15 protein-coding genes, 1 tRNA gene and 2 rRNA genes are annotated in these 14,299 nt (G+C 53.6%); 4 read left to right on the top strand and 14 right to left on the bottom strand.

Translation table 11 applies throughout. The annotated features are described in order from the left end of the window. Nucleotides 1-125 precede the first annotated feature (125 nt). Nucleotides 126-980: a copper amine oxidase N-terminal domain-containing protein gene (locus BN2684_RS00595; protein ID WP_058300251.1), complete on the top strand. Its 855-nt coding sequence runs from the start codon at nucleotides 126-128 to the stop codon at nucleotides 978-980. Nucleotides 981-1,168: 188 nt separating this feature from the next. Here the strand turns inward: BN2684_RS00595 and BN2684_RS00590 are convergent, their stop codons facing one another. From BN2684_RS00590 to BN2684_RS00570, 6 genes are all read right to left on the bottom strand, one after another. Continuing rightward, on the bottom strand, nucleotides 1,169-2,635 hold the full coding sequence (locus BN2684_RS00590) for a stalk domain-containing protein (protein WP_058300250.1): 1,467 nt from the start codon (nucleotides 2,633-2,635) through the stop codon (nucleotides 1,169-1,171). A 295-nt stretch (nucleotides 2,636-2,930) separates the two neighbouring features. Further along, the gene (locus BN2684_RS00585) at nucleotides 2,931-3,092 is read right to left on the bottom strand and encodes a small acid-soluble spore protein P (RefSeq protein ID WP_058300249.1); all 162 of its coding nucleotides are present in this window, start codon (nucleotides 3,090-3,092) and stop codon (nucleotides 2,931-2,933) included. Between the two features lie 23 nt (nucleotides 3,093-3,115). Beyond that, nucleotides 3,116-3,262 (bottom strand): hypothetical protein, encoded by a 147-nt coding sequence (locus BN2684_RS24650; RefSeq protein WP_187385732.1) that lies wholly within the window; start codon nucleotides 3,260-3,262, stop codon nucleotides 3,116-3,118. Between the two features lie 72 nt (nucleotides 3,263-3,334). Next, nucleotides 3,335-3,679 (bottom strand): hypothetical protein, encoded by a 345-nt coding sequence (locus tag BN2684_RS00580; protein ID WP_058300248.1) that lies wholly within the window; start codon nucleotides 3,677-3,679, stop codon nucleotides 3,335-3,337. 45 nt (nucleotides 3,680-3,724) lie between these two features. Next, nucleotides 3,725-4,348, bottom strand: a complete 624-nt coding sequence (locus tag BN2684_RS00575; protein ID WP_058300247.1) for a class I SAM-dependent methyltransferase — start codon at nucleotides 4,346-4,348, stop codon at nucleotides 3,725-3,727. A gap of 157 nt (nucleotides 4,349-4,505) precedes the next feature. Further along, complete coding sequence (locus tag BN2684_RS00570; RefSeq protein WP_058300246.1) at nucleotides 4,506-5,147, bottom strand: alpha/beta fold hydrolase; 642 nt, start codon at nucleotides 5,145-5,147, stop codon at nucleotides 4,506-4,508. A 245-nt stretch (nucleotides 5,148-5,392) separates the two neighbouring features. On the opposite strand from BN2684_RS00570, the gene BN2684_RS00565 reads away from it, so the two are divergent. The 3 genes from BN2684_RS00565 to BN2684_RS00555 are packed head-to-tail and all read left to right on the top strand — an operon-like array spanning nucleotide 5,393 to nucleotide 7,123. Beyond that, nucleotides 5,393-5,998 (top strand): TetR/AcrR family transcriptional regulator, encoded by a 606-nt coding sequence (locus BN2684_RS00565; RefSeq protein WP_058300245.1) that lies wholly within the window; start codon nucleotides 5,393-5,395, stop codon nucleotides 5,996-5,998. Beyond that, nucleotides 5,979-6,482, top strand: coding sequence for a flavodoxin family protein (locus BN2684_RS00560; RefSeq protein ID WP_058300244.1), 504 nt, complete (start codon nucleotides 5,979-5,981; stop codon nucleotides 6,480-6,482). The genes BN2684_RS00565 and BN2684_RS00560 overlap by 20 nt, the downstream gene beginning before the upstream one ends. After that, nucleotides 6,479-7,123, top strand: coding sequence for a flavodoxin family protein (locus BN2684_RS00555; protein WP_058300243.1), 645 nt, complete (start codon nucleotides 6,479-6,481; stop codon nucleotides 7,121-7,123). Before BN2684_RS00560 ends, BN2684_RS00555 begins: the two co-directional genes overlap by 4 nt. A 280-nt stretch (nucleotides 7,124-7,403) precedes the next feature. On the opposite strand, the gene BN2684_RS00550 is transcribed toward BN2684_RS00555, so the two are convergent. The 8 genes from BN2684_RS00550 to BN2684_RS00515 all read right to left on the bottom strand — a co-directional run. After that, nucleotides 7,404-7,490, bottom strand: a tRNA-Ser gene (locus tag BN2684_RS00550). Between the two features lie 109 nt (nucleotides 7,491-7,599). Further along, entirely contained in the window at nucleotides 7,600-8,880 is a 1,281-nt protein-coding gene (gene serS / locus BN2684_RS00545; protein WP_058300242.1) for a serine--tRNA ligase, read from the bottom strand. A gap of 83 nt (nucleotides 8,881-8,963) precedes the next feature. After that, nucleotides 8,964-9,539 carry a pyridoxal 5'-phosphate synthase glutaminase subunit PdxT gene (pdxT, locus tag BN2684_RS00540; protein WP_058300241.1) on the bottom strand — a complete coding sequence of 192 codons (576 nt, stop codon included), beginning with the start codon at nucleotides 9,537-9,539 and terminating at the stop codon, nucleotides 8,964-8,966. A gap of 160 nt (nucleotides 9,540-9,699) precedes the next feature. Beyond that, nucleotides 9,700-10,593, bottom strand: a complete 894-nt coding sequence (gene pdxS, locus BN2684_RS00535; protein ID WP_058300240.1) for a pyridoxal 5'-phosphate synthase lyase subunit PdxS — start codon at nucleotides 10,591-10,593, stop codon at nucleotides 9,700-9,702. A 53-nt stretch (nucleotides 10,594-10,646) separates the two neighbouring features. Then, the gene (locus tag BN2684_RS00530) at nucleotides 10,647-11,972 is read right to left on the bottom strand and encodes a D-alanyl-D-alanine carboxypeptidase family protein (protein WP_058300239.1); all 1,326 of its coding nucleotides are present in this window, start codon (nucleotides 11,970-11,972) and stop codon (nucleotides 10,647-10,649) included. 183 nt (nucleotides 11,973-12,155) lie between these two features. Beyond that, a complete protein-coding gene (guaB, locus tag BN2684_RS00525) occupies nucleotides 12,156-13,616 on the bottom strand; it encodes an IMP dehydrogenase (protein WP_058300238.1) in 1,461 nt (486 codons plus the stop codon). Nucleotides 13,617-13,879: 263 nt separating this feature from the next. Continuing rightward, nucleotides 13,880-13,996, bottom strand: a 5S ribosomal RNA gene (gene rrf, locus BN2684_RS00520). 75 nt (nucleotides 13,997-14,071) lie between these two features. Further along, nucleotides 14,072-14,299 (bottom strand): 23S ribosomal RNA (locus tag BN2684_RS00515); the annotation flags it as partial.

Below are 14,299 nucleotides of genomic sequence, written 5' to 3'. Positions count from 1 at the left end.
GAGTACCCTTTCAATTGTAAGATCAAGTTCGAGTCCCATTATAGATGTTCAGAACACCTATTGGTTACAGGCCTTAACGGTTGTAGCAAGTAATCGCCTCTATCTCGCTAGGAAGGAGCAAAAAAATGAAGAAGGCATTATCAAGTATCATTCTTACCATCATGCTAATCCTGGTATCGTCCCCTGCCTATGCAGCAACCAAGCAAATCGAGATCGACGGAGTCGCGATCGCTTCCGATGTGAAACCCGAAACCAAAAACAATCGCACCATGGTGCCAATACGGATCATCAGTGAGAATCTGGGGGCTAGGGTGGACTGGGCCCATTCGGATTCGGAAGTAACCCTAACCAAACACAACATGAAAGTAACGGTGAAGCCAAATAGCAGCATTGCCGTGAAGAACGGTGAGTCGATCCTGATGGATGTAAAGCCTTATGTCAAGAAGAATCGCCTATTCGTTCCTCTTCGCTTTATTGCTGAGACGTTTGGCTGCACGGTGGATTACAGCAACTCCACGGTAACGATCCATACTGCCCCATTGGTCATAGATGGCACGAAAGTGGGCGCATTGCAACAAGAATACCATATGACGATGGGCGGCGTCGTACAACAAATCAATGGGAATGCGTACATAGAGGCCATTTATAAGCTACTTGTCGATAACAAAGGAAAACAAATCGAAGCTCCTGTGAGTTATTCATGGAGAGTTAATTATAGCGAACCTGGTTCGTATTATAAGAACGCACAATATGATTTTTTGGGTGAAAAAGGGAAGAGCCTACAACGGTTTGATATCTATTCTTCATTTGGTGGGGGTTCTTATGATGGGACGACTGATCATCCGAGCGTTGTGATTCATGATCCTTCCGAGGATCAATGGTATGAATTTAGCGCTGCCGCAAGCGACTCCATATGGAATCTTATCTATAAGGCCTCAGAAAATGGATTTCAAACGGTCATCAAGAATACGGTTGCGTGAGCTAGGCGCGTATAGAGTATAATCAATTTCCTTGTTGCTTTAATCGGAAAAGAAAGTACAATTGCAGCTAAAAAAGGAGGCCACCGCTTTTTGCAGTGACTTCCTTTTTCGCGTCTGTACCTTCATGGGTTTATACTCTTCCCTCTCCGTGAAAGTGCTGGGCCGCCGCTCACTGGGCTCGCCGTCTTTTACTGCGGCGTGGTAATGGAGGCGCGATACAGCTTGTTGTCCCATACGACCTTGCCGCCGAGAGCCGTAACAGCAAAGCGCAGAGGAACATAGGTCCGTCCGGCGGTGACAACAGGCGCGGCATCCATCTGAACGGCTTGTCCGTTCACGATCGCCTGGCGGCTGTTTAACCGCAGCACAAGCCGACTCTCCCCCCGTTGCACCGTCAGCACCTGCCCGGTGCTATCCCACTGCATCGTTGCGCCGAGGCGTTCGAAGATGCCGCGTAGCGGAACCATCGTCAGGTCCTTTTCCATATAGCCGTAGATTTCATTTACGATCTTGCCGTTCAGGAACACCTGTACCTGCGGCTTCGCATAGCGCTTCACCACGATGGCGTTGCTGATCTCGCGGCCTGGGGTCCGCTTCATGGCTCCTTCGGCATAGAGCCCGGAGCTGGCCCCGCCATCCAGATTCATGGCATCGGTTAGCCCCAGCTTGATGAGAGCACCTGCCAAGTCCTTCATGGTGGCAGCAGAGGAGACGCCCAGCACGAGCTGTCCCTTGGCGTCGATGCCGGCGAAGCTACGCGCGCCCGCGTTGGTCGTGATCTTCGGGTCCTGAAAGCCGTCTCGAGCCGGATCGACGTCCATCTTCCCGTTCGTCACCAGCTTCGGCCCGACGCCAACGGCGGCTTCGTAGTCTTCCGTGTCGTAGGTTGTGCCGGATTCCAGGTCGAGCACCGTATGAGTAACATCGACGAGGTTGCCCGCCTTCACATAGGGCAGAATGTTGCGTTTGTTCATATCCGCCTTGCCAACGAGCAGCACTTGCCCGTCCGCTGGAATCGTGGCCGTTCCCTCGGTGACGGTCACGATCTTGCCGCCCTTGATGACCGCCTTCACCCCGACAAACGAAACCTTCTCGCCAAATGCCCGGGTGAACAGTACCGACTGCTCCTGATTGGACGCTCCGTAATACCGGTTCACGCTCCAGGGGCTGAACGTATATCGCTTAGAGGGAGCATCCGTGAGGGTGATCTTGACCTTTAAGCTCAGCTTGCGGATGTCCGGCGTTTTGCCGACCGGAATGACGAGCGATTGATTTTCGCCGGAAAAGACCGTCTCCCCTTCGTTCAGCAGGAGCCCGTTCGGGTAGCGTTCCGCATCCTTGGTTGTGTATGCGTCGAAGAACGTGCCGTTGACCGCTACCGTCGCGCCGGTCCGGTTGACGATGGAAGCCAAGCTTTCGTCATGGCCGATCCCCTCTTTGGCGGTAACCGACATGACGCGTAGATAAGGATTTTTCACATCAATGACCGCATATTGCAGTGAAAATGACTTGCCGTTATACATAACCGTCTTGCTCTCATAGCGGACTCCCGCCGCTGCCTCTGCTTGCCTCGGACTTGCCAGGGATGCGCCGGTCAAGAGGCTGGCTAGAAGAAGGACCGTCAAGCAAATTCGGCCGATTGGTTTTCCAAACATGAATCGCCCTCTCCTTCTCATCTTGTGTCTGTTAGGGTAAGACGGTACTAGTTCTCCCCCATTCATTCAAATCCCTTCTTTCGACATCATTTTCACGACATGCCTGGACGGACCGGACGGAGAGTGCTCAGACCCGCAGACCGTTGACATGGCAAAAAACCAGCCCTGCAAGAGGACTGGTTTTGGTCGGGGCTATTCAGTTTCCCCGCCGACTCGCAGGCGACGAACGATGTGCCGCTCTCCGAGCTTGGAAGCATACAGGCGGAGCTGAAGGAGCGTTACGCCCGCCGCCGCTTCAACTTCCCTCTCCGTGATTTTGTCGGGAGTGATTGCGATTCTTGACCTTCTTCGAACCGGACAGAGGCTCCTGACCGCCGTGGGAACGGGATTCCTTCTGCGGTTTGTGCCCTCCCTCGTCCTGGGGAGGATTCACGGGCTGGGGAATATTAACCGGCATGCTGTTCCCTCCTGATTCCTTCGTCAGTTATAGTTTTGCCGAGACGAGCGCTTGCGGCGGTCGTCCTGATCCTGCTGGAGCTCGGCGGCGTGCTTGCTGTTCACCGGATTGCGGTCCAGCTCATCGACCGTATTCTGTAGATTTTTATCCACCTTCGGCTTCTTGCTCACGGTCACCACCCCCTTCGAATGTTCATCTTCTCCGGTTTGGTCCCGGCCTCGTCCATGATTCTCCCTCAAGCGTTAAGCATGGGTTACCCGCTGCAGGATTTGGGCGCATTCATGAAGGTGCCGAACATAGTCCTCGATTAACGCCTGAATCTTGTCAGTCCGTTCATCGGCCGTTCTTCCCTCTTGGTCCACATCGACGAAGCCGACCTCGATTTCCCGGTCATCCAAGTAGCGGACGGTAAAATCAAACGTGTATCCGGAGCGCCCTTCCGTAACGATATGAATCCGCAAGAGGTTCGGGTCGTGTCCGTCCAATTGAACCTCCGCCTCGTCGTTCGGATTCAGGCATTCCGGCAAATGCTCACGCCAACCGGCAATCAGACGGTCGTTCACGATGGGTATAAGATCCTCGCTCATGGGCTTCGCCACCTCCGCTCTTACTTTTTGTAAAACGGAGCATTCTTATCCCACCCGATAATCGAGCCGGATCAGCTTTTTGCCGTTCGGCAGCGGGTAGTCCTCCATCAGCGTCCGCTCATACCCGACGCGGCGCAAGCTGTCGGTCAATTCCTCAGCATTGATATTCCAATGTACACACGCAAGGCCTGAGAAAGAATCGGCATAGGGCGATTCCGAGACGAACTCCGTATCCAGATTTTTCTGGATGACACAGGACAGGTAACGAGGAGACGTTTTACCTGCTTGTTCGGCAAAAACACCCACTCCCACATACTCGATAAACAGATTGGCGATCACGAGCTCGACTTCCGGCAGCGACTCCCTCTCATCCGACAGATCAACCTGAAGCATCACGAGGCGCTTTTCAAGATGGTGAAATCGCTCTCGACACACATCCAGATACTCCTGATTGAGATCCAGGCCGTAGACGGTCCTGAGCTTCGAATCGACCACGTGCTCCAGACCGTTCCCTCCGGCAACTCCCGCGATGGCCGCCGTTTCCACCGGATACCGATTCAATTGATCCTTCATGATGGCATTCAACGTCTGCAGCTGATGTACACCAGGCAGACTCATATGCGCCTCATAGTCCTTCAGAGGTACGCTTTTCCAGGGATGATCCCCCATATCCAATCCCCTCCTTGTACCGAATTGTGAGTGAGTTTATTCTATCGGGTACACGTTCAACTCAAAAACGCGGGTCGCTCTCGGCTGCGAGGCATATCCGGGGTGTGGTTCCGGCGCACCCGGTTCTGATCCAAGGGAGCATTCACCTCGCATGTTCTTAAGTGCCGCTTACGATATTGGATATTGTTTCGGCCAACGCTTGCGGATTCTCCATCATCGGCATATGGCACGCATCTTCAACGAACGCAAAGGAAATCCGCTCCGCTACATCCTCATCCAAGCATAGATCGCGAATCCGATCCGGATACCCATGCTGCCCCCGGTCCCCATAGATGGCATAGATCTCTTGAGAGGCCCTCCGGACATAGCTGGAATAATCAAAGTCAGCTTGTAGGGAACTCCTTAATTCTTCTCGATAATAAGGCGCCTCGGCCTGCATGACCTGAATGAGCTCATCCCCATATTCCTCCATGTGTCGGGGAGTAAGCAGATTCCGATAGAATGGATTGGCCGGCTTTAGGTTGGTATCGACTAGAATGATCCGGCGGCAGGCAAAGCCCCAATCCGCCGCAAGCTCCAAGGCGATGATTCCTCCCATGCTATGGCCAACTACAAAATCATAAGGCGTGTTCCGATAGGTGGCCAAAACCCATTTGGTCAAATCCGAAACGGAATTTGCTTCTTGTGTAACGGAATGAGGATATTCAACATAGTCGATGCTGAGATGCGAAAGCAGGTCATCGGTTCGCGACCAGATGCTCGGCTTGCATTTGATTCCAGAGAGAAAGAGGCCTCTCATCGTATATCTCCTTCCAGAACGCTGTCCGTATCCACTCGATTAGGGCTGACCGTGTTCTTGGATGTCATTTGTCATCATCATGCGATTTATTAGCTTTGCGGCAAAGGGAAGGATTCCCTGCCAATTATACCTATCATACTCTTTTTTTCAGTTGCCGGAACCTTTTCTTTGGCAATCATCTTGACAGTGTAAAGATTAAAGAGTATCTTTACACTGTCAAGATAACAAAAGGGAGATTTTTGCACATGAAGGAAAAACCATACCACCATGGCGACCTGCGCAATCAGCTCATCGAAGCCGGAATCGAGCTTCTCAACGAAGAAGGGATCAGCGGCTTTTCCCTGCGTAAGGTAGCAGCGAGATGCGAGGTCAGCCATGCCGCTCCTTACAGCCACTTTAAAGATGTGAAAGAGCTGATTTCCGCCATGAGCGAGCATGTAACCGAGCGCTTTACGGATAAATTAAGAGCTTCTATTCAAGGGGCGGAAGACAGCCTTCAGGCCATTTCCTCGCTGGGCAAAGCCTACATCGCGTTTTTCGAAGAAAACCCGGCGTATTTCCCCTTTCTCTATTATCACTCCTCGATATCCATCGATCTGGAAGGTAAGCAGGAAGCCGACGATCTGTACCCTCCTTTCGCCGTATTTAAAGCTACCGCTAATCAAGTATTCCGCAGCATGAATCTGAAGGAAGAGGACGATACGAAGGCGCTACTGGCCCTCTGGTCAATGGTACACGGGATTGCCTCACTGGTCACCAGCAAAGGGATTCACTATTCCGGGGATTGGCAGGACGTATTCACGTTTGTCACTCAAATGGGGAGGAATGACCATGAAGATGCTCGTTCATGATTTGGAGCAGCGGGAATTTGAGACATGGTACGGAGAAGTGGACGCGGACACTATCGTTGTATCGGACAATGGCCGAATCCGTCACTGCATCGGCTGCTTCGGGTGCTGGATCAAGACACCGGGGGTATGTGTGCTGAAGGACGGCTATCAGCAAATGGGAGAACGGCTGTCCAAGTGCGATGAGCTGGTCATCGTCAGTCGCTGCCTGTATGGAAGCTACAGCCCGTTTGTACGCAATGTTTGGGACAGGAGCATCCCCTATTTGCTGCCCTATTTCGCTACCTTGAACGGAGAAACCCATCACAAGAACCGCTACGACAATCATTTTGAGCTTAATGTGCACTTTTATGGCGATGACATCACCGAGGCGGAGCGGGAGACGGCGAAGTCGCTGGTCGCTGCGAATGCGATTAACTTTTACGCCAAGGAAAACCATGTCCACTTCCACAACAGCCTGCAAGAACTGAAGGGGGTGCTCCAATGAAAATTGCCATGATAAACGGGAGTCCCAAGCTCGGGAAGAACAATTCCGGTCGGCTGTTGAAAGCCCTTGAACCGCTGATCCAGAACGGAAATGAACTCTCCCACTACAAAGTCAACAAAACCCCGTTGACCGAGGAGCAGGTTCAGGAGCTGTGCCGTATGGATGTGCTGGTTCTTTCCTTTCCCCTCTACATTGATGCCATTCCGTCTCAGTTGTTCCGAATGCTGACTGTTTTTGAGGAATACCGAAAGCAGGATCAGGAGAAAGACATCTACGTCTATGTCATCCTAAACAACGGATTTTATGAGGGGAAGCAAAACCACATCGCGATGGACATCATCAAAAACTGGTGTGCTCGCTGCGGGCTTCATTTCGGTCAAGGAATCGGTCAAGGAGCCGGAGAAATGCTCGATTTCATGGAGAAAGTCCCGCTCGGGCAGGGGCCGCTCAAAAACCTCGGCAAAGCGATGGATCGCCTCGCTCAAGCGATCCTAACGCGGGACAGCGGAGATCCGATGCTATTCAGTCCGAATTTCCCGCGGTTTGCTTGGCGCATATCGGCGGACCGTGGGTTTTGGCATCCGCAGGCGAAGAAGAACGGGCTGAAGAAAAAGGATTTGCTTCGTAGGCTTGGAGAGTAACAGAGAACCTTAGATCTTGGCTCCAGGATCAGTTTCTCTGACTATAGCCAAAAATGGCTAAACTTCAGACAACTCTCACCTGCGATTGGACCGTTTCATGGGTTTGCAGACACGCTCTAATACGCTGTCAACCTTAATCGTGTGGATACGAAGCGGCGTCAATCGGTATGAGAAGGGGGGCCATAACCACGGTTTTTGAGTTGACAGCGTACTAGCTGTATAGCGTTTATATAAAATAAAAACCCCCAGTCAAACTGGGGGTTAAGCCTCTTTAAAAGAACGGAGAGGGTGGGATTCGAACCCACGGTACCCTCGCAGGTACGACGGTTTTCAAGACCGCTGCCATAAACCACTCGACCACCTCTCCAGGCGGTGCTTTCCGTCGGCTTTCTGCTGTAAGCCAGGTGCAGCACAAGCAATTTTACCATACGGAAAGCGGATGATTCAATGTTTATTTTCAGCAATGGAAGGCCGTCTTATTTCTTCGTGATGACGCGCACTCCGCCCATATACGGCACGAGCGCCTCCGGAATGACGACGCTGCCGTCCTCCTGCTGTCCGTTCTCCAGAATGGCCGCGACGGAGCGCCCGACTGCAAGCCCCGAGCCGTTCAGCGTGTGCACGAATTCCGGCTTCGCCTTGGAGTCGCGGCGGAAGCGGATGTTAGCACGCCGCGCTTGGAAATCCTCGAAGTTGGAGCAGGAGGAGATTTCCCGGTACATGTTGCTGTTCGGCAGCCAGACCTCCAGATCATATGTCTTGGCCGACGAGAAGCCGATATCGCCCGTACAGAGGCTCAGTACACGGTAAGGAAGGCCGAGGAGCTGAAGTACGCGTTCGGCGTCGTTCGTCAGCTTTTCCAATTCGTCGTAGGAGGTCTCCGGCTTCACCAGCTTGACGAGCTCTACCTTGTTGAATTGATGCTGGCGGATGAGGCCGCGGGTATCGCGTCCCGCTGATCCCGCTTCCGAACGGAAGCAGGCGCTGAAGGCCACGAAGTTCTTCGGAAGCTCTTCCCCACTCAAGATATCATCCCGGTGGTAATTCGTAACCGGCACTTCCGCCGTCGGAATCAGGAAGTAATCCATGCCATCCAGCTTGAAGACATCCTCTTCGAACTTCGGCAGCTGGCCCGTTCCGGTCAGGCTGTCACGGTTTACGATATAAGGAGGAAGCATCTCCTCGTAGCCATGCTCATTGCTATGCAGGTCCATCATGAAGTTCATCAGAGCTCGCTCCAGACGCGCTCCAAGTCCCTTGTAGAACACGAAACGCGAACCGGTTACCTTAGCTGCCGCTTCAAAATCGAGAATGCCAAGCTCCTGCGCCAGCTCCCAGTGAGCCTTTGGCGCGAACGGGAATGCCTTCGGCTCCCCATGACGGCGAATTTCCACGTTGTCGTCTTCGCTCTTGCCCACCGGAGTCGAAGCATGGGGCAGATTCGGCAGCGACATGACGATGACATTCAGATCCGTTTCCAGCACGCGGATTTCTTCATCCAGTTCCTTGATCCGGTCAGAGACCTCGCGCATTTCCAGAATGAGTCCTTCCGCGTCCTCCCCGGCCCGCTTCTTCGCGGCGACTTCTTGGGATACGGTGTTGCGGCGATTCTTGAGCTGCTCCGTCTCCTGGAGCTTCTCCCGGCGGCTCTTGTCCAGATCAGCGAATCTCGCCAAATCCGGCAGCGGCTTACCTCGATTTTCAAGCGATGCTTTTACTTCCTCATACTGATTTCTCAACAGCTTCACGTCAAACACGTAAGATTCCTCCCAAAGGGGTACAAATATCAGGCCGAAACAGCCTGTTCACTCTTAACAACTCTACTCCTACTATCGGCAAATCATCTCCGATACTTGCGCACCATATCGGCAAAATACGCATGCAGCCGATGATCCTCCGTCAGCTCGGGGTGAAAGCTGGCTGCGAGCAGATGCTCCTGTCGCGCCGCGACAATGTCGTCCCGGTGCTTGGCGAGCACTTCCACTCCTTCGCCCACTTCCTCGATCAAAGGCGCGCGGATGAAAACGGCACGGATCGGCTCCTCGATGCCCTTTACCGGCAGATCGGTCTCAAAGCTCTCCCGCTGGCGGCCGAAGGCATTTCGGGCGACTCGAATGTCCATTAAATTCAGATGCGTGTCGGCTTGGCCGGTAATCTGCTTGGCCAAGATAATAAGCCCCGCGCAGGTGCCAAAGATCGGCCTTCGCTCCATGGAAAATTCCCGCAGCGGCTCGGTAAAGCCGTAGGTACGGATCAGCTTGCCGATGGTCGTGCTCTCCCCGCCGGGAATGATCAGCCCGTCCAGCTCGGCCAGCTCATCCGTCCGTTTCACCGGAACGGCTTCTGCTCCCGCTCGCGTCATCATGACCATATGCTCTGCCACAGCGCCTTGCAGCGCCAATACTCCGATCTTCATACGGGTCTCTCCTCTACCCTGTATCATCCGGATCTATCCTGATTCTTCCCGAAAAGACTCCCTCATAAAACGGGAGCCCGCCTGGCGATCCGTTAGCTATGCCAATCCAGCTCGTTCCACAAACGGATGGGTCTGGATCACCGCTATGTGCGGCTTCCGTTTACCAGCCGCGCTCCTGCATCCGCTCGGACGCATTCAGCTTCGAGATCTCGATCCCCTTCATCGGGGTACCGAGGTTTTTCGAGAGCTCGGCAATCAAGCCGAAATCCGTGTAATGCGTCGTCGCTTCCACAATAGCCTTGGCAAACTTCTCCGGGCTGTCCGATTTGAAGATACCGGAACCGACGAAGACCCCGTCCGCGCCGAGATGCATCATGAGGGCTGCATCTGCGGGAGTCGCCACACCGCCGGCTGCGAAGTTGACGACCGGGAGCTTGCCTGTCTCATGGACTTGCAGAAGCAGCTCATAAGGCGCCCCGAGGTTTTTGGCTTCCGCCATCAACTCGTCCTTGGACATCGCCTGCACCTTGCGCATCTGGGAAACCATCATCCGCATATGGCGAACCGCTTCGACGATATTGCCCGTTCCCGGTTCGCCCTTCGTCCGGATCATCGAGGCGCCTTCGCCGATCCGGCGCAGCGCTTCCCCAAGGTCGCGGGCTCCGCAAACGAATGGTACCGTGAAATCCCGCTTGTTGATGTGGAACAAATCATCCGCCGGAGTGAGCACTTCGCTTTCGTCGATATAATCGACGCCGAGCGCTTCCAGCACCTTAGCTTCGACAAAATGACCGATGCGGGCTTTCGCCATAACGGGGATGGAAACCACCTTCATGACTTGCTCGACAATCGTCGGATCCGCCATACGGGCCACTCCACCTGCGGCGCGAATGTCGGCAGGCACGCGCTCAAGCGCCATGACGGCGGAAGCTCCCGCCTCCTCGGCAATCTTGGCTTGCTCCGCGTTCATGACGTCCATGATGACGCCGCCCTTTTGCATTTCGGCCATTCCGCGTTTGACGGTCGTTGTTCCCTTTCCCGTTTCGTTTGCCATTGTGCGCCCCCTCCAATTACAGCAATGTACGGCTCCTTTATGGTTTGACTCGCTTAAAACCAACCCTTGATGGTATCTCCAAGACGGGAGAAGAAGCTTCCCACGCTGCGGAAGAACAAGCGGAACGCTCCCGCCTTCTTGACATCCTCAGCGGCAACCAGTTTGACCGTCTTGGTGACTTTGCCGTAAGTAACCGTCATGGTTCCCACTTCCTGGCCCTTCTTGACCGGGGCGGTGAGCTTGCCATTCGTTGTATCGACGCTTACCTTCTTGATTTCGGTGTCCTTGGCGCCCTTCATGAGAACCATGGAGACATCGCCCTCGGTCACCACCGGAACGGTTTTCTTGAGTCCCTTCTTGACCGCGACCGTCGGCAAAGCATCTACCGCGGTGTCCTTCGTGACGACCGTCTTCGTTTCAAAGTTATTGAAGCCGTAATCGAGCAGCTTGCGTGTCTCGATGAAGCGCGCCGCTTCCCGTTCCTGCTTGTTCGGATTCTTCTTCGTCGATTGGGCGTTCATGACGACGCTAACCAGCCGCACGCCGTTCCGCAGCGCCGTTCCGGTGAAGCAGTAACCCGCCGCATCGGTGCTGCCCGTCTTCAGTCCATCCATTCCTTGATAGGCGAACTGCTTTTGGAATTCGGAGTTCACCTTTCCCTCCAGCATCCAGTTCCAGTTCTCCATCGGATATTGATCAGACTCGCGCAGCTTCTTGCGCGGAATCTTCGTGAATTCCAGAATGTCCGGATGATCCTTGATGAGGCGCAGGCCAAGCGTTGCCGCATCCCGGGCCGTCATCAGGGTGTCGCCTTCGAGAGGATTATCCTTCAAAGCCGGATCCTCGATGTCATCCCGGGTCAGCCCCGTCGCACTCGTAAAATGAGTTTTGTCCGACAAGCCGATTTCCTTCGCCTTGCTGTTCATCATCGCCACGAACGATTGCTCGTTGCCAGCCATATGTTCTGCGAGAGCAACGGCGGCGTCATTGGAAGAATAAATAGAAAGGGCGTAGAGCATGTCCTTCACGGACAATTGCTCGTTCTCGGCGAGCATGCCGCCGGAGCCTCCGACGTTTGCCGCATAGTGGCTCGTATGAACCATCGTATCCCAATCCAACTTGCCGCTATCGATTTGTTCCATAAGGATATATTCAGTCATCATCTTAGCCATACTGGCAGGAGGCAGAGCAACATCAGCGTTATTCTCATAGAGAACCTGTCCACTCGCCGCGTCGATGAGAATCGCGGATTTCACATTAAGCTTCAACTCGGGTGCAGCCCAAGCCTTTGAGGAGGACGGCGGGACGAATGTTACCGCCAGGGACACAGCGAGCACCAAAGAGAGACCTTTCTTCAATCCTGACAAGCGTTTCACCATTCACACTCCTATAGGTTTACTTGATTTCATTTCCCTATTGTAGCACAGGCCCCGGGGCAAAAAAAGAAAAAACCGGGAGCTTTCGCTCCCGGAGAATGAACCGTACGTCCTCGTTCCCCGCCTCGCTGAATCAAGGCCCGTAGGAACGATTTGGAAGGTCTTATTCAACTATTTATCCCTCGCTCACAGCGAGTAGTTAGGCGCCTCTTTGGTAATCTGAACATCATGCGGATGGCTTTCCCGCAGACCCGCTCCGGTAATGCGAATAAACTTGGTATCGAGCTTGAGCTCAGTCAGCGTACGCGTACCGCAATAGCCCATGCCTTGAACCAGGCCGCCAACCAGTTGATGAACCGTATCCTTAAGCGGACCCTTGTAAGCGACGCGCCCTTCGATTCCCTCCGGTACGAGCTTGGTCTCATCCTCTTGGAAGTAGCGGTCCTTGCTGCCTTCCTTCATCGCGCCGAGCGAGCCCATGCCCCGATAGACTTTAAAGCGCCGCCCTTGGAAAATCTCCTGCTCACCCGGGCTCTCTTCGGTACCGGCGAGAAGGCTGCCGATCATTACCGCATCCGCTCCAGCCGCAAGCGCCTTCGTAATATCGCCGGAATATTTAATCCCGCCGTCTGCGATAATCTGCACCCCGTATTCACGAGCCACGGTTGCACAGTCATAAATCGCCGTAATTTGCGGAACACCAATACCTGCAATGATCCGCGTCGTACAGATCGACCCCGGACCAATGCCCACCTTGACGACCGAAGCTCCTGCTTCGATCAGATCGCGGGTTCCTTCTCCCGTCGCCACATTGCCTGCGATAATGAGAAGCTCGGGATAGGCTTCACGCAGGCTTTTGACCGTATTGAGAATGTTGATGTGATGCCCGTGAGCCGAATCGACGACAACGGCATCTACTCCGGCCGCAACCAGCGCGTCCGCCCGTTCCTTCCAGCCACTCGAAACGCCGATGGCAGCTCCGACTACAAGCCGACCTTGTGCATCCTTTGCAGCATTGGGGAATTGAATCGCCTTCTCGATGTCCTTAATGGTAATAAGGCCCTTCAGCTCGTTGTTCTCATCGACCAACGGAAGCTTTTCTATTTTGTGCTGCTGCAAAATGACTTCGGCTTCCGCCAGGGTTGTCCCAACCGGAGCCGTCACTAGATTGTCTTTGGTCATGACTTCCGAGATATTCATGGAGAAGTCGTGGATAAATCGCAGATCGCGGTTGGTGATGATTCCGATCAACCGCTTGGAGCCATCCACGATCGGCACGCCGGAGATCCGGTATTTGCCCATCAATTCTTCGGCATGATAGACCTTGTGCTCGGGAGTGAGCGAGAAGGGATTCGTGATGACTCCGCTTTCCGAACGTTTGACTCGGTCCACTTCTTCAGCTTGCTGTGCCACCGACATGTTCTTATGAATAATGCCGATTCCGCCCTCGCGAGCAATTGCAATTGCCAAAGCTGCTTCCGTAACGGTGTCCATGGCGGAGCTGAGAAGCGGAATATTCAGCTTCAGCGACTTGCCAAGCGTCGTGGATACATCGACCTGTTTCGGTCCAAAAACCTCGGAGCGACGGGGAACGAGCAGCACATCGTCAAACGTTAAACCTTCCTTGTCAAACTTGGATTCCCACACGTATGGAAGCCTCCCTTTTTTCTTAACCCTTTTTATATTATTGCAAGTTTAACAAAAGCCCAATTTTGGTGTCAAGGCAGCATTTATGTGGATTATAAAAAGGGTCTATCACTTTGGAAAAAGAATACACAAAAATCGACCGAAATTGCTGTCTCGCTTAGTCTTCACAGCTTTTTCATTTCCATCCCCACTCTGCATTTACCAGCTTGGCCAGGACCCTGAAACAACAAAAAAGCCTGCACGGTGTGTGCAGACTTGATTGTGCTTGGCGACGTCCTACTCTCCCAGGACCCTGCGGTCCAAGTACCATTGGCGCTGGAGGGCTTAACGGTCGTGTTCGAGATGGGAACGCGTGGTTCCCCTCCGCCATTATCACCAAACAGTCAGAGATATTTATTCCCTGAAAACCGGATGCGAAGCAACTCGCTTGGAACATTCTTACCTGTGTGTGTTGTGTGGATAAGCCCTCGACCGATTAGTATCCGTCAGCTGCATGCGTTGCCGCACTTCCACCTCGGACCTATCAACCTGGTCGTCTTCCAGGGGTCTTACTAACTGGGAAATCTCATCTTGAGGGGGGCTTCACGCTTAGATGCTTTCAGCGCTTATCCCGTCCGTACTTGGCTACCCAGCGATGCTCCTGGCGGAACAACTGGTACACCAGCGGTACGTCCATCCCGGTC

Origin of the sequence: Gorillibacterium timonense, from assembly GCF_001457415.1 — a bacterium.
GTDB classification, from domain to species: domain Bacteria; phylum Bacillota; class Bacilli; order Paenibacillales; family NBRC-103111; genus Gorillibacterium; species Gorillibacterium timonense.
Note: the sequence above shows the minus strand (reverse complement) of the source record. Positions and strands in the feature narration are given on the sequence as shown.